22 protein-coding genes, 1 tRNA gene and 2 pseudogenes are annotated in these 25,745 nt (G+C 52.0%); 17 read left to right on the top strand and 8 right to left on the bottom strand.

Annotated features, from left to right (window positions below):
• Window positions 1-112: 112 nt before the first annotated feature.
• Window positions 113-1,180: a substrate-binding domain-containing protein gene (locus E0L35_RS02090; RefSeq protein WP_138799472.1), complete on the top strand. Its 1,068-nt coding sequence runs from the start codon at window positions 113-115 to the stop codon at window positions 1,178-1,180.
• Between the two features lie 320 nt (window positions 1,181-1,500).
• Here the strand turns inward: E0L35_RS02090 and E0L35_RS02085 are convergent, their stop codons facing one another.
• Window positions 1,501-2,484: a LysR substrate-binding domain-containing protein gene (locus tag E0L35_RS02085; RefSeq protein WP_138799471.1), complete on the bottom strand. Its 984-nt coding sequence runs from the start codon at window positions 2,482-2,484 to the stop codon at window positions 1,501-1,503.
• A 498-nt stretch (window positions 2,485-2,982) separates the two neighbouring features.
• Between E0L35_RS02085 and E0L35_RS02080 the strand changes: the two genes are divergently transcribed.
• The 8 genes from E0L35_RS02080 to E0L35_RS02045 all read left to right on the top strand — a co-directional run bounded on the left by E0L35_RS02080 (window position 2,983) and on the right by E0L35_RS02045 (window position 11,636).
• Entirely contained in the window at window positions 2,983-3,873 is an 891-nt protein-coding gene (locus E0L35_RS02080; protein ID WP_138799470.1) for a dihydrodipicolinate synthase family protein, read from the top strand.
• A gap of 23 nt (window positions 3,874-3,896) precedes the next feature.
• On the top strand, window positions 3,897-5,225 hold the full coding sequence (locus E0L35_RS02075) for an FAD-binding oxidoreductase (RefSeq protein WP_022521368.1): 1,329 nt from the start codon (window positions 3,897-3,899) through the stop codon (window positions 5,223-5,225).
• An 80-nt stretch (window positions 5,226-5,305) separates the two neighbouring features.
• Window positions 5,306-6,811: an aldehyde dehydrogenase gene (locus tag E0L35_RS02070; RefSeq protein ID WP_022521369.1), complete on the top strand. Its 1,506-nt coding sequence runs from the start codon at window positions 5,306-5,308 to the stop codon at window positions 6,809-6,811.
• 326 nt (window positions 6,812-7,137) lie between these two features.
• A complete protein-coding gene (gene dctP, locus E0L35_RS02065; RefSeq protein WP_171051094.1) occupies window positions 7,138-8,088 on the top strand; it encodes a TRAP transporter substrate-binding protein DctP in 951 nt (316 codons plus the stop codon).
• A gap of 73 nt (window positions 8,089-8,161) precedes the next feature.
• Window positions 8,162-8,680, top strand: coding sequence for a TRAP transporter small permease subunit (locus tag E0L35_RS02060; RefSeq protein ID WP_022521371.1), 519 nt, complete (start codon window positions 8,162-8,164; stop codon window positions 8,678-8,680).
• Window positions 8,681-8,701: 21 nt separating this feature from the next.
• Window positions 8,702-10,000 carry a TRAP transporter large permease gene (locus tag E0L35_RS02055; RefSeq protein WP_138799468.1) on the top strand — a complete coding sequence of 433 codons (1,299 nt, stop codon included), beginning with the start codon at window positions 8,702-8,704 and terminating at the stop codon, window positions 9,998-10,000.
• Window positions 10,001-10,263: 263 nt separating this feature from the next.
• A complete protein-coding gene (locus E0L35_RS02050) occupies window positions 10,264-11,310 on the top strand; it encodes a GlxA family transcriptional regulator (protein WP_022521374.1) in 1,047 nt (348 codons plus the stop codon).
• A gap of 104 nt (window positions 11,311-11,414) precedes the next feature.
• Window positions 11,415-11,636 carry a hypothetical protein gene (locus E0L35_RS02045; protein WP_022521375.1) on the top strand — a complete coding sequence of 74 codons (222 nt, stop codon included), beginning with the start codon at window positions 11,415-11,417 and terminating at the stop codon, window positions 11,634-11,636.
• A gap of 104 nt (window positions 11,637-11,740) precedes the next feature.
• Here the strand turns inward: E0L35_RS02045 and E0L35_RS02040 are convergent, their stop codons facing one another.
• The 3 genes from E0L35_RS02040 to E0L35_RS02030 are packed head-to-tail and all read right to left on the bottom strand — an operon-like array spanning window position 11,741 to window position 14,562.
• Window positions 11,741-13,003: a TRAP transporter large permease gene (locus E0L35_RS02040; RefSeq protein ID WP_138799467.1), complete on the bottom strand. Its 1,263-nt coding sequence runs from the start codon at window positions 13,001-13,003 to the stop codon at window positions 11,741-11,743.
• Entirely contained in the window at window positions 13,000-13,497 is a 498-nt protein-coding gene (locus tag E0L35_RS02035) for a TRAP transporter small permease (RefSeq protein ID WP_138799619.1), read from the bottom strand. Before E0L35_RS02035 ends, E0L35_RS02040 begins: the two co-directional genes overlap by 4 nt.
• Before the next feature lie 27 nt (window positions 13,498-13,524).
• A complete protein-coding gene (locus E0L35_RS02030; RefSeq protein ID WP_138799466.1) occupies window positions 13,525-14,562 on the bottom strand; it encodes a TRAP transporter substrate-binding protein in 1,038 nt (345 codons plus the stop codon).
• A gap of 290 nt (window positions 14,563-14,852) precedes the next feature.
• Here E0L35_RS02030 and E0L35_RS02025 point away from each other — a divergent pair, with 290 nt between their 5' ends.
• Window positions 14,853-16,244, top strand: a complete 1,392-nt coding sequence (locus tag E0L35_RS02025; RefSeq protein ID WP_138799465.1) for an FAD-binding oxidoreductase — start codon at window positions 14,853-14,855, stop codon at window positions 16,242-16,244.
• A 14-nt stretch (window positions 16,245-16,258) separates the two neighbouring features.
• Here the strand turns inward: E0L35_RS02025 and E0L35_RS02020 are convergent, their stop codons facing one another.
• Window positions 16,259-17,224 (bottom strand): LysR family transcriptional regulator, encoded by a 966-nt coding sequence (locus E0L35_RS02020; RefSeq protein WP_138799464.1) that lies wholly within the window; start codon window positions 17,222-17,224, stop codon window positions 16,259-16,261.
• A gap of 107 nt (window positions 17,225-17,331) precedes the next feature.
• Window positions 17,332-18,327 (bottom strand): TRAP transporter substrate-binding protein, encoded by a 996-nt coding sequence (locus E0L35_RS02015; protein ID WP_138799463.1) that lies wholly within the window; start codon window positions 18,325-18,327, stop codon window positions 17,332-17,334.
• A 144-nt stretch (window positions 18,328-18,471) separates the two neighbouring features.
• Here E0L35_RS02015 and E0L35_RS02010 point away from each other — a divergent pair.
• Window positions 18,472-18,548, top strand: a tRNA-Arg gene (locus E0L35_RS02010).
• A gap of 157 nt (window positions 18,549-18,705) precedes the next feature.
• Here the strand turns inward: E0L35_RS02010 and E0L35_RS02005 are convergent.
• The gene (locus tag E0L35_RS02005) at window positions 18,706-20,412 is read right to left on the bottom strand and encodes a class I SAM-dependent methyltransferase (RefSeq protein WP_138799462.1); all 1,707 of its coding nucleotides are present in this window, start codon (window positions 20,410-20,412) and stop codon (window positions 18,706-18,708) included.
• Window positions 20,413-20,710: 298 nt separating this feature from the next.
• A pseudogene (locus tag E0L35_RS02000) lies at window positions 20,711-21,940 on the bottom strand (IS1182 family transposase); the annotation flags it as partial.
• A gap of 143 nt (window positions 21,941-22,083) precedes the next feature.
• On the opposite strand from E0L35_RS02000, the gene E0L35_RS01995 reads away from it, so the two are divergent.
• From E0L35_RS01995 to E0L35_RS01970, 6 genes and pseudogenes are all read left to right on the top strand, one after another.
• Entirely contained in the window at window positions 22,084-23,352 is a 1,269-nt protein-coding gene (locus E0L35_RS01995) for a site-specific integrase (protein ID WP_208797097.1), read from the top strand.
• The gene (locus tag E0L35_RS01990; RefSeq protein WP_138799461.1) at window positions 23,339-23,959 is read left to right on the top strand and encodes a hypothetical protein; all 621 of its coding nucleotides are present in this window, start codon (window positions 23,339-23,341) and stop codon (window positions 23,957-23,959) included. Before E0L35_RS01995 ends, E0L35_RS01990 begins: the two co-directional genes overlap by 14 nt.
• A 14-nt stretch (window positions 23,960-23,973) precedes the next feature.
• Window positions 23,974-24,273 (top strand): annotated as a pseudogene (locus tag E0L35_RS01985) (transposase); the annotation flags it as partial.
• Between the two features lie 84 nt (window positions 24,274-24,357).
• The gene (locus E0L35_RS01980) at window positions 24,358-24,570 is read left to right on the top strand and encodes a hypothetical protein (protein WP_138799460.1); all 213 of its coding nucleotides are present in this window, start codon (window positions 24,358-24,360) and stop codon (window positions 24,568-24,570) included.
• The gene (gene tnpB / locus E0L35_RS01975; protein WP_138799459.1) at window positions 24,567-24,923 is read left to right on the top strand and encodes an IS66 family insertion sequence element accessory protein TnpB; all 357 of its coding nucleotides are present in this window, start codon (window positions 24,567-24,569) and stop codon (window positions 24,921-24,923) included. The genes E0L35_RS01980 and tnpB overlap by 4 nt, the downstream gene beginning before the upstream one ends.
• A gap of 45 nt (window positions 24,924-24,968) precedes the next feature.
• On the top strand, window positions 24,969-25,745 hold a 777-nt coding region (locus E0L35_RS01970), incomplete at its 3' end, for a transposase (protein WP_138799458.1).

Here is a 25,745-nt window from a genome sequence, read left to right as displayed (position 1 = left end):
TGCTTATTATGTTTTAAATATGCACTGCTTTTCATATTTAAAAAGACGTGCATCACGGTTAATACAAAGCTAGCATCAAGTTATCGACTTAAAAATATGAAATAGTGTGCCTATGAAACGGATCAAGGTAACGCCCACCTGGTGCTTTAGTGATGAAGAGGGGCACCGTCTCGATACCAACCTTCTGCGCTTGCTGGGGGCGGTGCATCGTCATGGCAAGTTGACCCATGCTGCCGAAGAGGCGGGTATTTCCTATCGTCACGCGTGGAATTTACTGCGCCAGGGCGGGGAGTTTTTTGGTGTCACCTTGGTAGAAATGGCGCGTGGGCGAGGGGCGCAATTATCACCGCTGGGTGAAAAGCTGCTATGGGCCGAACAACGCGCCACCGCTCGGTTAAGCCCGCAGCTTGATAGCCTGAGCTCCGAGCTGAATCTTGCCATTCAGCAGCACCAGGAAGGCGTGCACCCCGTACTTCGCCTCCACGCCAGCCACGGGTTTGCGATAGAGCTGCTGCCGCAGCATCTGGGAGAGTTGCAGCTTGATCTGCAGTACTGCAGCCCGCTGGAAGCACTGGCGACCCTTAACCGCAATGGCTGCGACCTGGCGGGCTGCCATCTGCCCAGGGGGGCAGTGGGTGAAAAGGCACGGCGCAAATACCGCCGCCTGCTCAAACCCCGCTATCATCGGCTAATAGGATTTATCGCCCGCCAGCAGGGGCTAATGGTGGCGCCGGGTAACCCGCTGGGCATTGATGGCGTTGCCGCACTGGCCGATAGGCCGGTCACGTTTATCAACCGGCAGGCATCATCGGGAACCCGGGAACTGCTGGATAGCTTGCTGGCCGAGGCAGGCATTGCTACATCCAAAGTGAATGGTTACGAGATTGAGGAGTACACCCACTCGGCGGTAGCGGCCTATGTGGCGGCGGGAATGGCGGATGCAGGGTTTGGTGTCGAGGCGGCCGCGCAGCGGTTTGGGCTTGAATTTGTGCCGCTGGCCACGGAAGACTACTTGCTGGCCTGTCATCACCGCTCCCTGAAAGAGCCTAAATTTGACGAATTCTTGCAGGTATTGCGCGGCGCTTCCTTTCAAGAGGCGGTGCAGGGTCTGCCGGGTTATAGCCCGAGCCAGTGTGGCAATGTGATACAGGTAGAGGAGATATTCTCACCAACACCCTAAGCAGCTAGTGGAGAGATTCAAGGCATAACTGTGCTGAGTGGCATCAGAAACGCATGGAGCCTGGAATGGTTTTACCTCAAGACGACGATGGATGCTGACTATAGCGGCTACACCCGTAGACCAATCAAGTGGTAGCTAAACGGGCGAACCTCATACAGCAATCCTAAAAGACATAACCCCATAAAGTGCGACGTTCTTTAGGAACCTGCGCACTTCCAAGTGCTTTGAGTCGACGAAAGCCGCGAGCAGTAGAGGAGTAAAATAGAGGTATAGAGCGAAGTCGACCGATACTATGAAACGCTGGTGCGCGTAACATGTTCTCAATTCTCAGGGCTTACGTTCATGCCGCATTCGGCGGTAAACCAATCACGAAAGCGCTGTATCTCTTCGTCAGCGGCCCGGTTTTCACGATAACAAAGATAGTGGCGCGTTTCCTCCAGCACTACTTGCTCAGCAACTGGTCTAACCAGTCTTCCCTCTGCTATCAACGGCATCACTAGATGATCCCACCCTAGCGCAACACCTTGATGGTTTAATGTCATCTGAATCAACATGTTATAGTCATTTGCATTGAAGAAATGAGAGCTATCCTTAGCATTCCTAGCGATCTCGATCTGGTGAATAGCCATCCACACCCCCCAGTCCACATGCTCGGCCACCTGAGCGCGCCCGTAGGGGCTAAGGTTGAGCAGTACAGCGCCATGTCGCAACCCATCCAGAGTGCCGATCTCTGGATGTTTCTCCAAGTAGCGAGGCGAACACACCGGGTAGATTACATCACAGAACAGCGGAATGCTGATATAGCCTTCCATAACACGCGATAGCTTGGTGATAAAGATATCTGGAGAAACGCCTGGTTCCATGGCAAGGAAGTTCTGCGTCGTCACCAAGTTGAGGTCGATGTTCGGATTGTTACTAAAGAAGCTAGGCAGGCGGTGCGACATCCACAGCGCTGAGAAGGCAGGCGAGCAACATAGCGTTAGCGATTGTCGAGCAACGTTACCAAAATCATCTCGGATGCGATCAGCGGCTTGAGCGATATTGATGAACGAAAGCTGAGCGGCATCGAAGAAGATAGCGCCTGCTGCCGTCAGTTCCACAGCACTTCCCACTCGCTTGAACAGAGGCGTCTTCAGGAAGCTCTCCAGTTCGCGCACTTGACGGCTGATAGCAGCCTGGGTCACGCATAGGGCCTCTGCTGCGCGGGTGAAGTTCTGATAGCGCGCCGCCGCGACAAACGACCTTACTGCCCGCAGCGAAGGCATCTTCAACAGTGTTTGATCTGGAGCAGTATGTCGGCTCATTACGTGAAATCCTCAACGCTCGGGTAAAAGGCACTTCTACTCAGCCAGTTGGCTGCCTAGACCCACAGTAATCCGGAACTCGATATCGCGGCATCGTTGGAAGACTACCCCAAAGCAACGGTTATCAACAGACCCTTAAGCTGTCAGGAAAGGCAGAGCGTGGAAGGAAGTAAAAAGACTAGCAATCAGGCGGCTTACTGCACCGATATCTTCATCGCCAGCAGGTGAAGAGTTGTTATTTTCTAGCTGCCAGGGTTGCTAACGTACTTTCTGGTAATACCTCATTCTGAACCTTTGGCTCTGATAAAAGATACCGGTCTCCCCATAACATCTGCTCATGATTTGACGATAGAAAAGGTTTCTTCCGTCGCTATGGCATCACTGCTTATCCTGACAGTTCGGCTCGCTTGAGAATATTTGAACAAACTCAGCCGCAAAACCGTTCGTAAATATTTAACGGGCGACGCTCTCACATCGTCATTTCCAAAAGGTAATAATATGAACTTCGACGGTATCTGGACTCCTGTCGTCACGCCCTTCAACAGTGATGGCTCTCTAAAGCTCGAAGCTCTGGATGAACTGCTCAATACACTAATTGAACAGGGAGTGCATGGTTTAATCATCGGTGGCACTACAGGCGAGTACTACGCCCAGAGCATGGATGAGCGTAAGAGACTCTTTGACCGAGTAATAGAGCATGTACAGGGAAGGATTCCGTTGATGGCAGGGATCAATGCCACTGCCACAGCAGACAGCTTAGAACTGGGCCAACATGCTAAGAATAGTGGCTTCGATGCTCTGCTGGTGGCCGCGCCCTACTACTGCCAACCGGCTCAAGACGAGTTACTGGCACATATCCGTGCTATTGATGATGCCTTCGATATGCCGGTTATGCTCTACAACTTTCCTGATCGCACCGGTGTGCCGATGACCATGGCGCTAATAGAAGCCCTGCGCGACCGCCCTAATATACAGGCAATCAAGGAAAGTACAGGTTCTATTGAGCGCCTCCATACGCTAGCCACCGATCACGCCGATCAGCTACAGCTAAGCTGTGGCATGGATGACCAAGTGCTGGAATTCTTCGTGTGGGGCGCCCGGAGCTGGGTGGCCGGTGCTTCCAACTTCCTAGCCCCCGAGCACGTCGCTTTGCATAAGGCCTGTGTAATAGATAAAGACTTCGTCACCGGGCGTGAGCTGGCCGCGCGGCTGCTACCGATGCTCAATCTACTGGAGCAGGGTGGCAAGTTCTGTCAGTACATCAAATACGGCTGCGAGCTGGCTGGCCTGCCAGTCGGCCCGGCGCGACGCCCGCTGCTGCCCTTGAATGAGCAAGAGAAGGCTGTCTTCAAGCAGGTCTATGATGCATTGGTTGCCTGCCGCAGTTGAAACCTTGCCGTGGAGCACGCCCCATGAAGCTGCAATGCAAGTTTCTTCCCCAGGACGATGGATGCTGCGGCTGGTACGAAACCTTGCCCCCACCCCCGCCAAGCATGCCGCTGCGTGGCAACGTACGGGCCGACTGGGTGGTATTGGGGGCTGGTCTGGCTGGATTGGCTGCGGCCCGTCGCTTGGCCGAGCTGAAACCAAACGACGATATCGCCCTGATTGATGCTCGGCGCGTTGGCTTCAGTACCGCTGGGCGCAATTCGGGGTTCATGATCGATCTACCGCATGACCTTAACTCCAGCGACTACACTGGCGACCGCACTCACGATCTAGAACAGATTCGCCTTAACCGCGGCGCAATCGACTACATGCGCGAGATAGTGCAGCGCCATGGTATTGACTGCGATTGGCGCGAGCAGGGCAAACTGCATGGCGCGGCTAGAGACCAAGGCATCCGTGTGTTGGAAACGTTTGCCAATGGGCTTTCTGCGCTTGGCGAGCCCTACCGCGCATTAAACGCTGATGATATGCAGACAATTACCGGCACGCGCTTCTACAAAGCTGGCTTGCATACTCCCGGCTGCGTGCTGGTTCAGCCGGCGGCGTTAGTACGAGGCCTGAGCCAGGCTCTGCCCGAAAACGTGCAGTTGTTCGAGGACAGCCCGGTACGCCATATAAACGTGGGCAAACCCCATGTGCTGGTGACCGACCAGGGCCGCATTGAGGCGCCCCGGCTAGTGCTAGCCAACAATGCCTATGCTGCTCAGTTCGAACAACTGGGACTCAAGGGGCGTCTGCTGCCGATTTACACCTACAGTAGCCTGACTCGCCAACTGAGCGATGCCGAGTGCGCCAGGCTAGGCGGCGACAATAGCTGGGCGCTGATACCAGCAGACCCAATGGGCACAACGGTTAGACGCATGGGAGACGGGCGTATTTGCATCCGAAACTCCTTCACCTATAACCCTAACGTCAGTACCAATGATCGCCAGCTGGCAAGAGCGCGAGCCGCCCATCAGAGTTCCTTTAAACGACGCTTTCCAATGCTATCGAAGGTGAGCTTCGAATACACATGGGGAGGGGCTTTATGCCTAACCCGCAACAATGGCAGACCGTTTGGTGAACTCGCCCCTGGCGTGTTCAGCGCCCTATGCCAAAACGCCTTGGGTCTGACTGGCGGCACTATCTCCGGAAAACTGATCGCCGAATACGCACTCGGTATGGAGAGTGAGCTGCTCGATATCATGTTGAAGCAGCCCAAGCCAGCCGCCAACCCGCCCTATCCGCTGCTTGGCATGGGGGTGCGCAAGGCCCTCGCCTGGAAGGAGTGGCGAGCTGGAATTGAACGCTAAGTGACCGAATCGATATAGAAAACCATGCTTCGTGCAGAGAGAAGTACGTAACCGAGAGATCAATAAGGGAGTAAAAAATAATGGCCAACACCCTCACCCAGGAAAATATTGCGCAGCAAATTGAACGGCTCGAATATCGCAATCTAGCCTTCATCGATGGTCAGTTCGTACCAGCAAGGTCGGGCAAAACCTTCGCCACCCTTAATCCGGCCACCGGAGAGGTTATTACTCAGCTGGCCGCGTGTGATGCCGAGGACGTTGATATCGCCGCCAAAGCCGCACGCCGCGCTTTCGAAGCGGGTGTTTGGTCGAAGATGGCGCCCGCCGAACGCAAAGCGATCATGCAACGCTTCGCCGATCTGATTGAGGAAAACTGCCTGGAGTTAGCGGTGCTCGAAGCCATTGAGGCTGGCAAGCCGATCAGTGAGTGCTTCAATGTCGATATCCCCGATACCGCTAATACCATCCGCTGGCATGCCGAAGCCATCGACAAGCTCAACGATGCCGTAACACCCACTGAGAGCAGTGTGCTTTCCATCGTCACTCGCGAGCCGATCGGTGTGGTTGGCGCAGTGCTACCGTGGAATTTCCCAGCCATGATGGTTGGCTGGAAGCTGGGTCCGGCGTTAGCCACTGGGAACAGCGTGATCCTCAAGCCTGCCAAGCTAACTTCGCTGAGCACCACGCGCCTTGCTGAGTTAGCCTTCGAAGCAGGCGTGCCAGCAGGGGTGCTCAATGTACTACCCGGCATGGGATCAACGGCTGGTAAGGCAATTGGTATGCACCCTGATATCGACCTAGTGGGCTTTACTGGCTCCACAGAAGTTGGGCGCATGTTCCTTGAATACTCGGCGGCCAGTAATCTCAAGGAAGTCTTGCTGGAATGTGGTGGCAAAAACCCTCAGGTGGTAATGCCCGATATCCACGATATCAAGACGGTCGCCAGTAACGTTCTCGCTGCCGCTTTTTGGAATATGGGTGAGAACTGCTCAGCGGGTTCGCGACTTATTGTACACCGTTCCATCAAGGACGCCCTGCTCAAGGAGGTGCTGGCCCAGTTGGAAAGTGATTGGAAGCTGGGCGACCCATTGGATCCTGAGGTCAATCTTGGCGCCTTGGTGGAGGAAGCTCACATGGAGAAAGTACTTTCGTATATTGCAACAGCCAAAAAGGAAGGACTTACATTACTTACCGGTGGTGAGCGGGTTCGCAAAGAGAGCGGCGGTTACTTCGTGCAGCCGACGATCTTCGATGACGCCACCCCTGAATCAACCATTGTCCGTGAAGAAATCTTCGGCCCAGTGCTGGCGGTGATGGCATTTGATACCGAAGAAGAAGCCATCGCTTTAGCCAACGACACCTGCTACGGCCTCGCGGCATCGCTTTGGAGCAACGACCTTAACACCGTTCATCGCATGTCGTCGGCGATTCGTGCTGGCACTGTGACTGTAAATTGTTTCGGCGAAGGCGACATTACCACTCCGTTTGGCGGATTCAAGCAATCCGGTTTTGGTGGGCGCGATAAATCTATCTACGCTCATGACCAGTACTGCGAACTCAAAACAACCTGGATAAAACTCACCTAAATAGAGTAAGGGAAAGCTACTCAAGTCGCCTGCTGCGCCCCTGTCTCTCCTGTTTTGTACTTGGAAGGCAGGCCTGAAAAATCCGTTAAATCTTTTTATCCATAACAAAAGGTTGTGGTTTGCTGGTCAAAAATGTCGTTTCCACTACTTAACTCACCAAAGTAGTTTAAACGGATAACTGCAATACAACAGATAAAGAAAAACGCCAGATTACAATATCTCCACTAAAAAAAGGCAGCTAATAAATGAAAACTTCAACAAAGCTCAACCACTGTATTATTTTGAATACCCTCATTGCTTCTGTCTTGATAATTCCAGGCGTTGCTATGGCGAGCGATGATACCTACCGCTTCCGTATGGTAAATGCGGAGGATACGGCAGATTCTCCGGCAGGGCGGGGCATGCAGAGGTGGGCTGATTTGATCGAAGAACGCTCAGATGGTCGCATGACAGCCCAGGTGTTTCACCAAGGAGCGCTTGGCAATGTCAGCGAGGTTTTCGACCATATGCTAATGGGCGGTGTCGACATGGTCATCGCCGCTACTCCGACCTCCTACGACAACCGGGTTGGAGTGATGTCGCTACCTTATCTATTCTTGGATTGGGAGGAAGCACAGACAGCTTGGGAGCGCGGCGGTTGGATGAACGGTATCGTTGAGCCGATCTTCACTGATATGGGGCTCAAGATGTTTGGGTCTTTTCCGTGGGGGTTCACTGGCGTCGCTACGCGTGGTGATTATGCGGTAAGCCTCGGCGAAGCCAAGGAGAAAGCATTGAAGGTACGTGCCATTCCTGCTTTTCCCGTACCTCAAACCGTACAGGCGATGGGCTACCACTCGGTGCCGCTTGACTGGAACGAAGTATATACTGCCATCCAGACAGGCGTGGTGGATGGCGACGCCGGCAATATCATTTACTGGGACTATGAGTTCTTCGGCGAAATCCTCGACTACTTTGTGCATACCAAGCACTTTTTCGGTCAAGCTGCGCTGATGATGAACCAGGATACCTGGGCAGCCTTAGACGAAGAGGATCAGCAAATTGTCGCGTCTGCAGCCTATGAGGTCGTTGACAAGCAGTTCTCGGATGCCCAATCCGAGGATGAGTACTGGATCGCCACCGCTCAAGAAGGCGGTATGGAGTACATCGAGCTTTCCGATCAAGAGTTAGCAGAGATGGCGCAGCACGTGCGCGACGTGGTATGGCAGCAAGCAGAGGAAGAATTTGGTACCGAGCTGATCCAGGAAATTCTCAGTCACACTCAACTGGAAAATTGATTCTAAGGGCAGAGTCATCGCTGACTCTGCCCTTGCTTTATATATCCAGAGAATTAAGGAGCTGAGAGATACCATGATCATTTTCAAGTGCATCGACTGGCTGCTCGACAGAATTATTGCACCAATCGTGGCAATAATAGGATTGTTTGTCGCGCTATCTTTTGTCGTCGGTATTACCGCGCGTTCGTTTCTAGGGATTCCTCTCTTCGGGGTGGAAGAGTTGGTTCTAATAGCGGTTATCTGGTTCTACATGCTCGGCGCTATTCTGGCCTCTAAGAACAGCGCTCATCTTCGGGCAGACTTTATTCCTGTCGTCATTAAAAATGAGAAGGTCATTTTGGCGTTTCGTATCATAGCCACCGTAATTTCTATCCTCATGGCAGGGCTCTTTGTCTTATGGAGTAATGAGCTGTTCCAGTGGGCCCTTCAGAGGAGCCAAACAACACCTGTGTTCTCGATCCCTATGTATGTTTCGCAGGTCAGCCTCCTGACCGCCGCTTTGTTCATGACCCTATACCTTGTCAGGGATCTCATTAACGATATCCAGGCACTTTGCCACAAAAAAGATAGTAGTACGCCGATTCAGCGGTAGTACTATTTAAGGGAGTTAATTATGGGCGCTTTAATAGCCATTGGCATGGTAGTTCTGTTGATGCTGATTGGTGTACCAGTGGTGTTTTCTTTCGCCGCGATGGTCGCAACGCTAGCCTTCTTCTACGATGTCGACGTAACTTTTCTTGCCACTACCGGCTTTTCCTCTATCAACTCGATTATTCTTATTGCCTTGCCTTTATTCATCATGACCGGCTATCTGATGCAGTCGGGCGGCCTAGCCGCTAGGTTGGTGGCTTTTGTCGAAGCGCTGACCGGTCGCTCCCGCTCCGGCATGGGGTCATCTATGGTCGTGGCTTGCGGTATCTTTGGGGCGATCTCAGGCACTGCCTCTGCTGCAGTGGCTTCCATAGGTACCATCATGGTTGGCCCCATGCAAAAACATGGTTATGAGAAACCGTACATTGCTGGGCTGCTGGGTATCTCATCATTACTAGGGCTATTGATACCACCTAGCATCACCATGATTCTTTACGCCATTGTGACCCGTCAATCGGTTGCTGCAAGCTTCCTCGCTACTATCGGCCCTGCCTTATTATTAATACTTTTCCTATGCGTTTATAACGCGATTAAAATACGGCTTACACCTGGGGTCGTCAGCGCAAAGATGCCGCTTAATGAAAGAGCCAAGGCGATTGGTGATACCGGTTGGAAGGCCATTCCTGCCTTGATGCTGCCAGTGATCATTCTCGGTGGTATTTATGGCGGTATCTTTACGCCCACCGAAGCGGCAGCTGTCGCCGTAGCCTATGCTATCCCGGTGGGTATGTTCGTTTACAAGGGGCTTAATATCAAAAAAGTCCTAGAGTGTATGGTGGCTGCTGCCACGACATCTGGGATCATCATCATCATTCTATTTTTCTCGTTTATTGTCAGCCGTATCCTCACTCTAGAAGGTGTACCCCAGCAGTTGACCACTTTCCTGCTGGACACATTTGAGAACAGGATTGTCATTCTACTGATGGTGAATGTGTTCCTAATCATGATCGGCATGATTATGGACGATGTGAGCGTGATCGCGATTGCCAGCCCTTTGTTAGTGCCAGTAGTAGCACAGCTCGGGATTGATCCAATCCACTTCGCAGCGATAATTGGCACTAGTGTGGTGATTGGCTGCAACAGCCCGCCCATGGCACCGATTCTTTTCATGTCGTGCCAAGTCACCGAGGTTGGTGTATCTCAAGCGATCCGCCCCGCACTGAGCTTGATGCTATTTACCGCTCTCCCGGTGATGCTGATCACCACCTATTGGCCGCCACTAGCGCTTTATTTGCCACGATTACTTGGCTACGTGAACTGATGCTTGCTTGAGAAAATTTCTGCAGATGTGAAAATACCTCTAATGTCTCTCGCCGAAAGTTTAAACTATTTAAATAGGGTAGCCATGAATATGATGAAAGTTATTGAATAGTACTTGATTTTATTTTTTCCTTCTTGGTTAGAGAGGTTTTGATATTCTATCAAGAGAAAGGATGCTATTCGTGATCTAGCTTCATAACTGCCCTTATTTTATTGTTTTTTATATTGATGTGCTTGGTGGTGGCTATTACGAGAGGTCTTGATGTGAATGATAAATTTCCAAGTTTATTTAAGAATAAAAATATGGCTTATCTCGAGCCAAAAAACTCATCGGTTGCTAATGCGGAAATTAGAAGAGTTGCTTTTTTGCTGCTTGAAAATTTCTCTTTGATGGCATTTACAGGAGCCGTTGATGCATTGATAACAACTAATTTAATGAGGTCTAAAAAGATTTATGAAGTGCTAGTGGTGGGCTGTGAAGAGGGAGCTACTGTTTCTGACCTGGGTATAGAAGTAAAGAATGAAACCTCTCTATCGGCGCTTGACATAAATGCCTCACAAATAGACATGTTAATTGTGTGTGGCGGTCTTCGTGTGAGGCCCATATCTACAGCGCTTATAAGAAATAAACTGAGAACTGCCAGTAGCAAGGGAGTAGCGCTTGGCGGGTTGTGGAACGGTGCTTATTTTCTTGCTGAGGCCGGTTTATTAAATGGCTATCAGTGCGCCTATCACCCCGATGGGCGAGCAATGATGCTAGAAGCATTCAGGGAAGTATCTGTATCGACCCGAAGCTTTATTGTAGACCGTAATCGGCTGAGCTGTGCAGGCGCCAGTAGCTCTTTAAGTATGATGCTAGAGGTAGTAAGAGCGGATTGCGGTAATGAGGTTGCGAGCGCCGTGGAAGAGATGCTTAGCTGCGATAAAGGGTTGGATTCGCCTGATATATCTACTATTTCGGTTGATCAAAATCACGCGCTACCAGAAAAGCTAAAGACGTCCTTACAGCTAATGAAAAATAATATTGAAGAGCCTTTGTCTATATCGGAAATTGCTAGATGGGTTGATATTTCGAGACGCCAGTTAGAGCGCTTGTTTTGTCACTACGTGAGCGCGAGCCCGTCTCGCTATTATATGGAGCTACGTTTAACACGCGCCCGGCAGTTACTTCAACAGACCAATAAAACTGTCGTTGAAATAGCCTTAGCGACGGGGTTTGTGAGCATTTCTCATTTTCATAGCTGTTTTAGCCAGCTTTTCAACATTACTCCCGGCCAGTTTAGAAAATATTGCCAATCTCAAAGCTATTAAATTAGCGCGCTTCGTCACAAAGCAGTAAGGGATCAAATAATCCCAGCTACTCAAGCTAATCATCGGCGAATACACTGACGATATCCTTGGTTTTAGAGATCATTATGCACTGCAAACTCAATGCCACTCGTTTGCGCTGGTACTACAATCTGATCAACAAAGCTGAAATAGCAGTTGACGAGGAAGGCGCCAATACCGGCGCAGCGGAAAACGATGAGACTGACTCCCCTAAGCCAACAAAACGCTGCCCTTGGGGAGCTCAGGTGGTGTTGCTCCCTGAACTCCCTGAAGAGACTGGCCACTGCCAGGATATGGCGCCGCGCTAATGTTATGGGCGCAAAGGTGAGCGAGGAGCTACACGCGTTGCCCGCTAAGTGGCTACCAGCACACTGGCTAAAGTGCTGGGTCTTTGTTGAACGCTTATTTGCGGTTAACTGCCCGACCAACCCAACATAATCGGCACGTAAACCACTAACAGCAGCACCCCGATCAGCCCCAGCAGGTAAGGGATGATCGCGCGGGTAATACGCTCCAGCGGTAGCTGGGTGATCGATGAGGCCACATAGAGGTTGATCGCCACCGGCGGGGTAATCATACCGATGGAGAGCCCCACCACGATAATCAAACCAAAGTGGATCGGATCAATCCCCAGCTGCAGCACCAACGGCAACAGCACCGGGGTGAGGATAATCAGCGCACTGGCGGTTTCGATAAACACCCCGGTGAGCAGAATAATCCCCACGATCAGCAGCATAATCACGTAAGGGTTGGTAGACAGTGACAGCACGGCCTGGGCAATCGCCCCAGGCACTTGCCAGCTTGAGAGCGTCCAGCTCAGCACCGCCGACATGGCAATCACCAGCATAATCACCGCGGTGGTCATCGCCGAACGGATCAGCAGCTTATAAATCTGGGGCAGGTTAAGGTCACGATACACAAACAGCGACACCAGCATGGCGTAGTTCACCGCCACTACCGCCGCCTCTGAAGGGGTGAAGATGCCCGAGAAGATACCACCCAGGATAATCACCGGCGTCATCAAGCCCCAGCTGGCGTCTTTAAAGGTCGTCCAGATGGTTGCCAGCGAGAGCAGCGTGCCTTTGGGGTACTGGCGCTTATAGGCCTGAGCAATGGCAATGGCCATTAATCCTAACCCCATCGCCAAACCCGGTAAAAAGCCGTTTAAAAACAGCTTGGAAACGGACTGCTGGGCGATCACCGCGTAGATGATCATCGGCACCGAGGGCGGAATCACCACCCCGATGGTGCCGCTGGCGGCGATCAAGCTGGCTGCTGAGGCCGGGTCATAGCCTTTGCGTTTTAGTTCCGGCACCAGACTGGAACCCACCGCGGCGGTGGTCGCGGCGCCAGAACCGGAGATTGCCGCAAAGAACATGCCCGCCATCACCGAGACCACTGAGAGCCCGCCGCGCATAAAACCGACCAGCGAATCGGCAAAGCTGACCAGCTTCTCGCTCACCTTACCCTGGGCCATTAAATCCCCAGCGAGGATAAACATCGGGATCGCCACCAGGGCAAAGGAGTTGATGCCCTGGAACATCTGCTGGGTGACCACCATCAGCGGCACGCCGGATTGATAGAGCGCATAGAGCGTGCTGGCGCCAATCGCAAAGGCAATTGGCACGCCCAGCAGCATAAACAGGAAGAACAGCCCAAACAGCAGCAGCGTCATAGCGACTCCTCCTGGGGTTGGGAGGTTTCACCGTTAATCAGCAGCTCGATGATATCGACCAGCGCATACCACGCCATCATTGCCGCACAGATTGGCATCACCGCGTAGACATAGGTCATCGAAAGCCGCAGCGAGGCGGATTTCTGAAAGCTCTGCACTTGCATGTAGCGGTAGCCGATCACGATCAGCGTGATCATAAACGCCAAAACAATCAGCAGGGCGGCAAGCCGGGCGATTTGGCGCAGGCGGCCAGGCAGGGCATCCACCACAAAGGTCACGGCAATGTGTCGCCCGCGCTGAAACGCCAAGGTGCCAGCTAAGAAGGTGATCCATACCAACAGAAAGCGGGCGACCTCCTCAGTCCAGCCCACCGCGGTGAATAGCACACGAGAGACGATCTGCAGGGTAATCACCCCAATCAGCGCCGCCATGCCCGCAAAGACCACGGGCTGTAGAATGGCGTCCAGAAAGCGTTCAGTACGCTGTAGCAACATTACCAATGGGTGCGTGTGAGTGGGCACTTACTTCACTTCCTCCTGGATGCGTTGCAGATAGTTACCGAACTGATCACCGTACTTCTCATACACCGGGGCAACGGCTTCCTGAAATGCGGCGATATCGGGCGACTCATTAATTTCCATACCTGCCTCAGCTAATTCGGCTAACTGCTCGGCTTCCATGATGGCATTTTGTTCTCTGGCATAGCTAGAAGCTTCGCTGGCGGCATCAAGTACGATCTCCTGAACCTCCTCTTGAAGGCCGTTCCAGGTGGGTAAGCTCATAATGAAGATCGCTGGCGCATAGATATGCCGCGTCATGGTGAGGTAGTCCTGGGTTTCCGCCAGGTTAAAAGCATGGATGGCGTTAACCGGGTTCTCCTGGCCATCAATCGTGCCTTGTTGCAGGGCAGTCAGCGCTTCTGTCCACGCCATGGGCACGGCATTGGCGCCGAGTTCCCGGAACGTATCCACATAAACCTCGTTCTCGATGACGCGCAGTGTCAGGCCTTCGAGATCTTGAGGCGCATTAATCGCGTGCTGACTATTGGTGATATTGCGAAAGCCGCGCTCAGCAAATGCCAGCCCTTTAAGGTTCACATCCTCTAATTTGCCCAGTATTTCCTGGCCGATCTCACCATCCAGCACGGAGTAGGCAGATTCGGCGGTAGGGAAGAGGAAAGGCAGCTCAAACACCGAGAACTCATCAACGAAGTTAGCCACGGGCCCGTTAGTGATCACGCCCATATCGACAGTGCCGATCTGCATCCCTTCCAGAATGGTGCGCTCGTCTCCCAGAGAAGCATTGGGGAAGATCTCTACGGAGACCGCGCCGTCGGTCTGTTCGCTGACTAACTGCTGAAAGCGTTCGGCGGCGATATGGTAAGTATCTTCTGTATTTACCACGGTCGCTAAGCGCAGGTTGGTAGGGGTTATTTCCTCGGCGTGGGCCATCAGCGGTAAACCAAGCAGGCCAGCGCATAGCAATGTTAAGTTTAACTGTTTGAATTTACTTGTATTACAGGATGCAACAGATGGGATGAAGCGGGCGCGGTTATTCACATTATCTCCTAGTGGTGGCTGTTCTTATTATCTTGTTGGGCTTCATCTATATCACATCGAACTAACAGGGCAAATTACTTATTTTTATTCCACTATTCGCGATAATAATCCAAAAAATCTTTATAGATCTTAGGCTTGAGTGATTTAAGGGTTAGCGATAGCCTGCAAGCATTGACGATTGATTAACTGCCTTGGAAAGCGATGGTAAGGCTTGGCCGGTGGTGAGTCTTGCTAACCATGTTCTTACTAACCAATAGCCATGGCGACGCCAGCTAAAACAGGAATAACCAATGGATAAGTTGCTTAACGACCTAGTAGCGGTAGTCGGCCCAGAAGGCGTGCTGCTCGGTGAAGATGTCTCCCAGCGTAGCGTCGATTGGTTTACTGGGGCGCCCTGTCGTGCCAAAGCCATTGTAAGGCCCCGCAACACCGAACAGCTTAGCAAGGTCATGGCCCTGTGCTACCAGGCCGACCAACTGGTGGTGACCCATGGCGGCATGACCGGCATTGTGCACGGTGGGGAAGCCAGCCCTGAGGAACTGGTGGTTTCTCTTGAACTGATGAACCAGATCGAAGAGGTCGACCTGGTTGGCTCTACGATTCAGGTTCAGGCCGGGGTGACGCTCCAGCGTGTGCAGGAAGCCGCGGCGGAGATCGATATGCAGTTTCCGCTCGACCTTGGCGCTCGGGGCTCGTGCACCATTGGCGGCAATATCGCCACTAATGCGGGGGGAATACGGGTTATTCGCTACGGCATGATGCGCCAGCAAGTGCTGGGTCTGGAAGCCGTACTTAGCGATGGCACCGTGGTCAGCTCGCTGAATAAAATGCTCAAGAACAACGCAGGCTACGATCTAAAACAGCTATTTATCGGTAGCGAAGGCACTCTGGGTATCGTCACCCGCGCCGTGCTCCGGCTACAGCCGCATATGCCCAGCGAACAAACCGCACTGGTCGCGGTGCCCTCTTTCGATGCCCTGACGCAGCTGTTACGCAGGGTCTCCCAAGAGCTCGCCAATAGCCTTAGCGCCTTCGAGGCATTATGGAATAGCCACTACAAGCTGGTGACCACCGAGAGCGGCAAGCACGCGCCCCCGTTGGCCGACGACTCGCCTTTTTACGCGATTATCGAAACGCTGGGCTTGGATGACGCCCAGGATGCGGAGCATTTCTCTGAGATTCTGCAAAAGGCGATGGAAGACGGCTTGATCACCGATGCCGTGCTGGCCAGTTCCGGTGCCCAGCGCCAGGGCATCTGGGCGATCCGAGAGGATATCGAAGTGCTGGTGCACGAGCTGAAGCCGATGTTCTCCTATGATATCAGCCTGCCGATTCCTCATATGGACGCGTACGTCGATACCCTGGAGCAAAACCTCAAGGCGCAGTTTCCGCAAACAGGTAAAATGATCGTGTTCGGCCATCTTGGCGATGGCAACCTGCACATCATGATCACGGTGCGCGACGACAGCCCGCAAAGCCGCCGCCAAGTTGAGCAGTTGGTTTACTCGCCCCTGAAAGAGTACGGCGGCTCAATCTCTGCCGAACATGGCATTGGTCTCGAAAAACGCGACTACCTAAGTATTTCCCGCTCCAGCGAGGAGATCGCTTTAATGAAGCGCATGAAAGTCGCTCTGGATCCCAAGCTACTGTTGAACCGCGGCAAAGTCGTGGCGGTGGAGTGAGTTTGGCGGTTTGATTAAGTGTCGCCCAGGGTGGAGGGGGCTGGTGTCATCAGCTCCCGGGTTAATTGCCGCAACCAGTGTATGCCTGGATCGTGATCCTTCCTTTCATCCCAGCACAGGCAGACTTTGAACGCCGGTACGTCCAGGGGCAGAGCGTAGAACTTCAAGCTATTGTTGCGGCAAATGACCCTTGCCGCGCTCTCTGTCACCACGCAGAGCAGTGCTGTGGACACCAATATTTCCTGCAGCGGATTGATGTAGGGCGTCTTGGCGACGATTTTCCGCTCTAACCCCAACTCCCTCAGTTTTTCATTGATTAACAGCGGGCTGTCTTCACGATGCGACAAAGCGACCTGGGGGGAGTTTAAAAACGCCTCAAGGGTGATGGCGCTGCCCTCGCCATGAAAGGTGGCATCGCCCACACAGCCAATCACATCGTCAAACAGGTACTCATGATGAGAGGTGAGCGGCAAGGTTTCGAACTGCACCACCGCCAGGTCGATATCGTGCTCTTGAAGGACTTGCTGGGCACCTTCTGCGCTTGCGATGCGCGTGGAGAGCATGTTGAAACACAAATCGGGCGCGTGTTCCAAACAGTGCTGGATAAGCTTGGGTTGCAGCTGTTGGCTGACATAGTCCACCAAGCTGACCCGAAACTCCCGCTTTGAGGTGGCAGGCGAAAACTCGTTACTACTGTGAACTGCCTGATCGAGGTAGAACAGCCCTTTGGCTACGGCGGCATCCATCTGCCGGGCAAGCGGGGTCGGTTGCATGCCCTCCAATGTTTTGACGAAAAGCGGGTCGTCCATTAATAGGCGGAGCTTTTTCAATGAGTGGCTAACGGCAGGTTGCGTCAGGCAGAGCGCTTGTGCGGTGAGCGTCAAACTCCTTTTCCAATACAGCGTGTGAAAAACCAATAGTAAATTGAGATTTATCTTATTGAGCCTGTTCGCCAGCTTCGTATGGGTGGTGTCAGCCATCAGGCGTGTCTCTTGGTTGGAAGGGCCGTTCCTGCGCGGGAACAGCCCTCAGCCACTGCTGTAAAAGCACTGTATCTAATGTCGGGCTTGCCTCGATGGGAAGCGAATTACTTGAGCGCTTCCTGAATGCGCGGCAGGTAATCACCGAACTGCTCGCCGTACTTCTCATACACCGGCGCAACGGCGGCTTGGAAGGCTTCCATATCCGGCGTGTCGTTGATCTCCATGCCCGCATCGCGCAGCGCCTGTAGCTGCTCGCTTTCCATCTCAGCGTTCACCTGGCGCTCATGCTCCGCGGCTTCCTGTGCCGCTGCTAGCAGTACCTCTTGGGCATTTTCAGGCAGTTGGTTCCAGGCGGGCATACCCATCACAAAAATCGCCGGCGCATAGGTGTGGCGGGAGAGGGTCATGTAGTTCTGGGTTTCATCCAAGTTGAACGAGTGAATCACGTTCACCGGGTTCTCCTGGCCGTCGATGGTGCCTTGCTGCATGGCGGTGAGCGCTTCAGTCCACGCCATGGGAATCGCGTTGGCGCCCAGCTCGCGGAAGGTGTCGGTATAAACCGGGTTTTCCATCACGCGGATACGCAGGCCGTCCAGGTCTTCCGGCGAGTTTACGGCACGCTCGCTGTTGGTCAGGTTGCGGAAACCGCGTTCGGCGTAGGCCATGCCTTTTAGGTTCACCTCAGAAAGCTTATCGAGCAGCTCCTGGCCAATCGGGCCATCGAGCACCTCATAAGCGGCTTCCGGGGAGGGGAACAGGAAAGGCAGTTCGAATACCGCCATCTCTTCGACAAAGTTGGCCACCGGCCCGTTGGTGATCACGCCCATATCCACGGTGCCGATCTGCATGCCTTCCAGCAGCGTGCGTTCATCACCCAGGGTGGCGTTGGGGTAAATTTCGATATCTACCTTGCCGTCGGTGCGCTCTTCTACCAGCTCTTCAAATTTGGTGGCGGCGATGTGGAAACCATCCTGCTCATTGACCACGTGGGCCAGGCGCAGGGTGACGGGATCCATATCAGCAAAATCAGCGGCGTTCGCGGCGCTCACCAGCGCCAGTGAGATGCCCAGTGCCAGCGTGCTACGTGCAAATGTTTTCATATTATTGTGTTCCCAATGGACTAAGGTGCAGAAGTGCTCCCAAAGCATGCACCACACCAGGGAAAACGGTCAATTGACTAAAGGTACTCAAGCGCCATACGGCTGGACACAGCGCCCCTGCACAGTTACGATACGCACCCACAAGCGCCCGTAGCTCAGTTGGATAGAGTATCGGCCTCCGAAGCCGAGGGTCGCAGGTTCAAATCCTGCCGGGCGCGCCATATTTTCAAGGGCTTACGTTAACGCGTAGGCCCTTTTGTTTTGCGTGTGTCAAATCTGTGTCATCAGTGTGCCAAGCTCGTCAACATTTGATCTAATAACTGTCATCAAGCTAATGACCTTTAGCTCTTACCTGACACAAGGTGTGTCACAGGCTTATCAGTGCACTCCCATCCATTCCGCAAGTTGCTGATTCGCCTTCAATCGTTGGCGTTGTAGTAATGCGCTGTTAAAAATTCCATCCAGAGAAGACGTTGGCGTGGCAAGCGGCAGTGCTACGGCAGCTTCATCACGAAATTGCTGACAGACTGTACTGGCATCGAGATATTGCCACCAGTGCATAATGTCCTGTTTAGCCTTTTGCATCACTTGAGCTGCAGGCAGTCGATCAGATTTGGATTGATTGGCTTTTGCTGTCGCTGGCAGCAAATTCCATAGATCATTGTTGTTCCAGCGTGACCAGGGAAAGCAGTGGTCGATAGCGTAATTTTGCCTGTGCAGTTCATTTTGTGACCAGACGCAAGACAGTGGAGCCGGTTCATGTAAACGTTGAGTGACCAGTTGCCGCGCCTGCTGTGTGTCACGGCGACTTTCTTGCCACTGCAAGGCGAGATGCAATGTGCCGATATCGTAGGTGGTGTCATACCGCTGCATTAAGTGAGCCCACTCATGAACAATGGCGGGCTCGATCCAGCAGGCGTAGCGGCTCATAGAATCCCATAGTGAGGTAGGAATACGAAATGTTCCGAAAGAAGCCAGCGTGGCGCTATCAAGTCGAACGGCCTGTTCGCGTATGCGTAGCCCTTGATAACTTCCATCAAACACAGGCCGCTGGCTGCCGGGCCAGGTGGTGAAGTGAGCAGGCATCTTTAGAACTGTTTGGCAGGCATCGCGGATTGCTCGCATGACGGTGGCAGCACATTGAGGATCATAAAAGGCTGAGCCAATGCGCAGATCATGTGGCGATAGTTGCTTTAAGCGATAGAAATCATCCTTAGCGAAACCATACCCCTTCTCGCCGGGAGATTGGCGCAAATCACGCTCTATCAATAAGGGACGATACAGTTTTATCCAGAAGAGACCTACTGCTCCCAGAGGTACTGTCACCCATTCTTCTGTTCGTGAAATCACTATGCCAGGTGCGCTATCGGCAAGGCGTGTCAGTGTGCGTAGCAAACCGAGCTTGTAAGAAGATGCCTTGTCATCATTAACGATAATATGCCGAAGGGAAGGCAGTGCCCCAGTGCCATCATCAGGTAGCCTGAAAACACGTAGATGCCAAGCAACACCCTGGCGGCCAAGTTGGTCGTCGCTATGACTTGCCTGCACGGGGAGTAGCGCCAGATCACGAGCCCAGCTATCCAATATGCTCATGTTGACCGAATGAAGCTGGCGCTCATTGCTATCCGGGCCTTCACGGCAGGTGATTACCATAAGCCCACCCGGCGCAAGCAGGGAGCTAAGAACCCTCAAAGCACGTTGCTGTTCATTAGGTGGTAAATGCATCCACACCGCTGATACCAGAATCAGTTGAAAGCGCTGTGAAAGCTGACGGATGCAATTTAAAGCAGGCAAAGTATCGTCAATCCAACTGACATCCCTTTCGTGCGTATACATTTGCCCTAACGTTCTCAGCTTTTCTGCTGGCTCTACTGCCATTACCTGCCAACCACGCTCTGCAAGCGCTTTAGCATCGCGCCCGCTTCCAGCGCCAACGTCTAGTGCTAAGCCGACTTGCTCAGGGAGTTGATGCAGCCACTCGCCATGGACATTTTCAAAGCCTAGCGACTGGTACTGGTCAAACAATTGATGGGCGTGGTCGTCGTAGAAACGCATCGACGTAATGAATGGTTGGGAATTCGCCATGCCAAATCCTTGGTAAGCAGTCACGTAAATGCACTTAACCTTACCAGTTTTGTGCACCTCTGGTGGTGAGTGAGATGCTGGGTAATTCAGCTATCGGCCGAGGCTGTGTGAAAACACAAAACTCAGTTAACGATGACAGTTTTCAGCCGCATTGGCACAACTCTCGGCTAGCAGCTCGCTTCAGCACCGCTTCATTTATAATTTTCACATTCTTAAGCTGTTCGAAATAACGCCTAAGAAGCCCAGCTAAAGAGCGTTATCGGCTTCTATGGGCTTGGTCGCTTAGGCTCGGGTCGCCCTATGCTCGCATCGCCTGGCTCAACCCCTGCGGACCGAGGATATTCATGACGCGTTTCATGTTGTAAGCAAGCACATGGAGGCTCATTTCCGTACTGACGTTCTTAAGGCCCTTCGTCAGGAAGTGTGTCGCCCCCATCCAAGCTTTCAACGTGCCAAAGGGATGCTCGACCGTCTGACGACGGATCCGCATTATATCAGGCCTCTGGTCCAGTCGAGCTTTTACCGCCTCCAGTACCTCTTCATGTTCCCAGCGTTTGATGCGCCGATAAATACCCGTGGTGCATTGCGACTTCATTGAGCAATTCGGACAGGCCGAACTCCAATAACAATGGAGCGTCTGGCCCTTTTCAACGTTCTTGAAGCGCCAAATCAGGCGTTCCCTTGCAGGGCAGCGATATTCATTACGTTCCGGCAAGTACTGGAATGCTTCCCTGGGAAACATTCCTTTGGCCTGGCTCGGCGAGGTTTTGGGCTTGGGGAGATACGTCGTGATACTGGCTTCGTGACACGCAAGAATTTCATTCCCTGTAAAATAACCGCGATCAGCTACGACGTGGAGGTCACTAACGCCGCTAGCATTACGTGCTTGCTTGGCCATCCGGTAAAGCTGACGCCGGTCACTGCCGACATTAGTGACTTCATGAGCGACAATCAGATGATGCTGGCTATCGACAGCCGTCTGAACGTTGTAGCCCACGATTCCCGTTCCTCTCGCGGTCATGGAGCGAGCGTCAGGGTCTGTCAAAGAGACTTGTTGGTCTGAGGACTCGATTCTTTGAATTTCAATGGATTGCAGTTGCTGAACTTCTTCTGTCAGGGAGGCGATCTTTTCCTTTAACCCTGCCGTCTGCACTTCTGTGACAACGGAAACGGAGGAGCCTTGATCCATAGCGTCGAGCTGACGTAAATATCGCTCAATACTTTTATCGATTTCTTCTGCTCGCCGCTTCATCTTGGCCAAGGTGAAGTTACGGTCTCGATTGTTGACTGCCTTAAATTTGCTGCCATCAATCGCCATCACCGAATTTGAAAAGAGCCCCAGACGCCGACATATCATGACAAAATCTCGGCAAGTAGCTTGAATCGCTTTGCCGTTGTTTTTACGGAAATCTGCGATTGTTTTGAAATCCGGTGCTAGGCGTTCCGTTAGCCACATGAGTTCAACATTACGCTGCGCTTCACGTTCCAGACGGCGGCTAGACTGGATGCGATTGAGGTAACCGTAGATTATAGGCCATATATTTTTTGTAAAGTTATTTCCTGCCTCTTCATCTCCCAAAAGCCCGTTTTTCGGCCTATCTGAAGAGTTTTAATTGACAAAGACTTGTCAGAGTAATAGATTTTTGTAATCTGTTTATAGGATTACATATTTTGTCAAGGATTAGACTTAAAAAATATCTTTATGGTGGCATCCAATTCGTATCAATTGTAGACGAGAACGATTGTCCTTTAGACGTCTATGCGGCAGCTTACATAAATAGCGTATTATCTCGAAAGGCGTTTAATACAACGGTGAGATACTCAAACGAACTATTGTTTGCGCTTTGTTATTTCACTAACCGCTCGATAGATCTGACCGCCCGAGTAGCAAACGGCAGGTTAATTTCATACCCAGAGTATTTAAGTTTTTTTGATTTTTGCCACCATCAAAAAAGCGCACCACTTGAGCCTCACGTAATACCTTTTCTTGGTGTCGAGGATAAGCATCTGCGAAATGCTATGACAGCGAACCTCCGGGCTTTCTCAAAGGTAGCTCCAGAAACTATTCAGGGTCGAGTACGTCGGCTTAGGCAATATCTAGAGTGGCTATTTGATGAATTTCACGGAGGAAAGGTAGTTACTGACGAAGTCGAGGATCGCTTTCATAAATTGATCTCAAAATTAAAGCTTGATGAGCAATCGTTTGGCCGAAATTCGGATTTCAATCCTGTCTCAACTACCGATTCGGTAATACCTGACAGCGTATTCGAAAGCCTACAAGAAATGATCCTTCCTGAGTCTAAGCACAATCCCTTTAAGTCTTCCAAAGTAAGAAACTATCTGATTGTTTCACTGCTTGAGCAGACGGGCATCCGGCGCGGGGCGCTCGCAAAAATTAAGATATCAGATTGCCGGTTTCATGGTAGCTATGACCGAATATCTATCTATCGTTCGCGTGGCGCGGATGTTAGCGATCCCCGACTAGAAAAGCCAAATCAAAAGACTCGTTCCCATGAAGCTATTGTTAACCGCAGCCTAATGGAGCAGATTAAATTCTACATAGATCATATCAGACCACAGTTTAACCAATGCAATACTCATGACTTTATTTTTGTAAGTGAAAAAAATTCAAAAGGTACAGCCGGGCTACCTATTTCTCTGAAAACGATCAATAATATTTTTAATAAACTATCAAATTCTCTTAATTTTAAGGTGCATCCACATTTACTACGCCATAAGTGGAATGAAAAATTCGACGCTGCAGGTGAAGAACAGAATGTTGAGCGTCCTCTTTTAGAGGATATGCGGAGGAACGCCATGGGATGGTCGCCCAGCTCAACTATGGGGCAAACTTACAATGACAAGGCAATTCAGCGGCACACTGTAGAAATGATGCGGAAGCACCAAGAGCAGTTGGAGCAGAAAAATGAGGAAAAATAAGGATGCAACGATAAAGATAAATAAGTCATTTCCCTTTTTTGACGAGGACAATACTGCTGGCAATGAGATTCCAGAATACATTATTGTGAAATCAGGTTTAAAAGTAAGAGTCTCCGATGCTGAATGGGTGCTTTTGCAAAATAAAGGTAAAGGTAATTTAATTAAACTAGCCTGGTTAAGGTCCGGCGAGTTGTCAAATAAGGAGATCGAGCTAGCATTGCTTGTTTTTATTCACTATGTGATTAATAAGTCAGCATCAACTGCATGCACAGTGGCAATAGGTGTCAGACCGGTTATACAATCAGGATTTCCCTCAATTGAAGATTTAATGATTGCGTGGAGTAGTCTAGGCTTAAGTAAAAAGAAAGCTACTAATCAATTTTTTGGTACCTTGGTAAGGCTTGGTTACCGTGAGTTTGCGAAATTTCACCAGTTTACTTCAAGCAATCTTGATTCAGAGATGATTGATCCTTTGAATCCTTTTAAAGGGAGGTTGAGCGAATTAGAATTTGATTCAGTGATTCAGAATTTAAACCAAGAAATTGCTAGGGAAGCTCTGAAAAAGTCACTGCCATCAGTGATAATACGGCTATCGTCAACTGCATAGGATTCAGTGCTGCCATGGATCAAATCACCTTCTCCGAAGCCGAGTACCAGAACAAGAAGAGAAAGACTCGCCGCGAACTCTTTCTGGAGCGGATGGACAAGCTGATCCCCTGGACGCAGCTGGAGAAGAAGATAGCCCGTTATTACCCCAAGGGCGAGAGCGGGCGGCCTCCGTATCCGTTGTCTGCCATGCTCCGCGTCCATTGCATGCAGTTGTTTTACAACCTGAGCGATCCGGCCATGGAAGACGCCCTCTACGAGATCGAGTCCATGCGCCAATTCGCCGGTTTGAAACTAGACCGATTGCCGGACGAAACGTAAGCGAGCCACCAAACCCATCTACTCAAGCTAATTACGCCTCTTCACACTAATGATCTCTTGTTGGTTTTGGAGATCACCATGACCTGTGAACTCAACCCTACCCGCGCCTTTTGGCTGGGTCATCTTTACTGTGCCTCAGCGCAGAACATGCCGTTAAGTGACTACGCCGCTTCCCAGGCGTTAAGCCTCGCTGACCTGCTGGCATGGGAGAGGCGGCTAAGTGTACAAGGGGTGCCGGTACCACCGCGTTGTCGTCCCGCGCGGTTTGTGACAGTGGAGGTGGCGACATGATCCGCCCGAGTGCTGACCTGAAGGTGTACTTATGCCGCGAACCCGTGGATATGCGTAAGCAAATCGATGGATTGGCCTTGCTGGTTCAAGAAGCCATGGCGCTAAATCCGTTCGATAAGGCGCTGTTTGTGTTCGGTAACCGTCAACGCGACAAGGTGAAGTTACTGTTCTGGGAACGTAACGGCTTTGTGGTGTGGTACAAGCGTCTGGAGCGCGAGCGATTTAAGTGGCCAACCCACCTGGAAGGCGACACCGTCACGTTAACTGGCCAGGAACTTAACTGGCTGCTGGATGGCGTTAACTTAAAGGCCATGCAGCCCCACAAAGCGTTGGACTTTCAGCAGGTTGGTTAACTTTCTTACTCCTATTCTGTCGGCGTTTTTGGTAAAATAGGCGGCATGAAAAACGCTGCTGCTTCCTCAAATGCCGTCTCTCAACTGCAACGCCAAGTACAGGCGCAGCAGGAAGAGATCGCGCAGCTTCACCGCCTGATGGAGAAAAAGGAAGCCCAGTGGGCAGCCACCAAACAATCACTGTATGAGCAGTTCCGGCTGGCCCTGGAGCGCACGTTCGGCCCCTCCACCGAGAAGTACCGCGTCGATCAGCGCGACCTACTGATCAATGAAGCCGAAGTGGCGGTTGACGAAGAAGACGGCGATACAGGCACAGCAGGCAATGATGAAGCTGAATCCGCTGCACCGCCGAAACGCAGTAAACGGGGTGGCCGGGTCGCATTGCCCCCTGAACTCCCACGGGTTGAGGTGGTGCATGAACTACCTGAAGAGGCCCGCCACTGCCAGGACGATGGCACCGCACTCACGATGATCGGCGAAGAGGTCAGCGAAGAACTTCACGTGGTACCCGCCCGGGTCGAGGTGATCCGTCATGTGCGACGCAAGTATGCGTGCCGAACCTGCGAAGACGGCGTCAAGATCGCCCCGGCACCCGCCAAGTTACTGCCTAAAAGCAATGCCAGCGCCACGCTGCTGGCCTATGTCGCCACCGCCAAGTACCAAGATGCCTTGCCACTGTATCGGCAGAGCCAGATTTTTGCCCGCCATGGCGCGGCGATTCCCCGCAACACCTTGGCCCGCTGGATGGTGCAAGCAGGCGAGCGTGTCGCTCCGCTGATCGATACATTACGCAGGCACCTGCTCAGCGCCCCCTTGGTTCAC

The organism is Halomonas sp. ATBC28 (assembly GCF_005937175.1).
GTDB classification, from domain to species: Bacteria; Pseudomonadota; Gammaproteobacteria; order Pseudomonadales; family Halomonadaceae; genus Vreelandella; species Vreelandella titanicae.
Note: the sequence above shows the minus strand (reverse complement) of the source record. Positions and strands in the feature narration are given on the sequence as shown.

Excerpts from the sequence above, each read along its gene's own strand:
- E0L35_RS02090 (WP_138799472.1), top strand. The coding sequence starts at position 113 with ATGAAACGGATCAAGGTAACGCCCACCTGGTGCTTTAGTGATGAAGAG.
- E0L35_RS02085 (WP_138799471.1), bottom strand. The coding sequence starts at position 2,484 with ATGAGCCGACATACTGCTCCAGATCAAACACTGTTGAAGATGCCTTCG.
- E0L35_RS02080 (WP_138799470.1), top strand. The coding sequence starts at position 2,983 with ATGAACTTCGACGGTATCTGGACTCCTGTCGTCACGCCCTTCAACAGT.
- E0L35_RS02075 (WP_022521368.1), top strand. The coding sequence starts at position 3,897 with ATGAAGCTGCAATGCAAGTTTCTTCCCCAGGACGATGGATGCTGCGGC.
- E0L35_RS02070 (WP_022521369.1), top strand. The coding sequence starts at position 5,306 with ATGGCCAACACCCTCACCCAGGAAAATATTGCGCAGCAAATTGAACGG.
- dctP (WP_171051094.1), top strand. The coding sequence starts at position 7,138 with ATGGCGAGCGATGATACCTACCGCTTCCGTATGGTAAATGCGGAGGAT.
- E0L35_RS02060 (WP_022521371.1), top strand. The coding sequence starts at position 8,162 with ATGATCATTTTCAAGTGCATCGACTGGCTGCTCGACAGAATTATTGCA.
- E0L35_RS02055 (WP_138799468.1), top strand. The coding sequence starts at position 8,702 with ATGGGCGCTTTAATAGCCATTGGCATGGTAGTTCTGTTGATGCTGATT.
- E0L35_RS02045 (WP_022521375.1), top strand. The coding sequence starts at position 11,415 with ATGCACTGCAAACTCAATGCCACTCGTTTGCGCTGGTACTACAATCTG.
- E0L35_RS02040 (WP_138799467.1), bottom strand. The coding sequence starts at position 13,003 with ATGACGCTGCTGCTGTTTGGGCTGTTCTTCCTGTTTATGCTGCTGGGC.
- E0L35_RS02035 (WP_138799619.1), bottom strand. The coding sequence starts at position 13,497 with ATGTTGCTACAGCGTACTGAACGCTTTCTGGACGCCATTCTACAGCCC.
- E0L35_RS02025 (WP_138799465.1), top strand. The coding sequence starts at position 14,853 with ATGGATAAGTTGCTTAACGACCTAGTAGCGGTAGTCGGCCCAGAAGGC.
- E0L35_RS02020 (WP_138799464.1), bottom strand. The coding sequence starts at position 17,224 with ATGGCTGACACCACCCATACGAAGCTGGCGAACAGGCTCAATAAGATA.
- E0L35_RS02015 (WP_138799463.1), bottom strand. The coding sequence starts at position 18,327 with ATGAAAACATTTGCACGTAGCACGCTGGCACTGGGCATCTCACTGGCG.
- E0L35_RS02005 (WP_138799462.1), bottom strand. The coding sequence starts at position 20,412 with ATGGCGAATTCCCAACCATTCATTACGTCGATGCGTTTCTACGACGAC.
- E0L35_RS01990 (WP_138799461.1), top strand. The coding sequence starts at position 23,339 with ATGAGGAAAAATAAGGATGCAACGATAAAGATAAATAAGTCATTTCCC.
- E0L35_RS01980 (WP_138799460.1), top strand. The coding sequence starts at position 24,358 with ATGACCTGTGAACTCAACCCTACCCGCGCCTTTTGGCTGGGTCATCTT.
- tnpB (WP_138799459.1), top strand. The coding sequence starts at position 24,567 with ATGATCCGCCCGAGTGCTGACCTGAAGGTGTACTTATGCCGCGAACCC.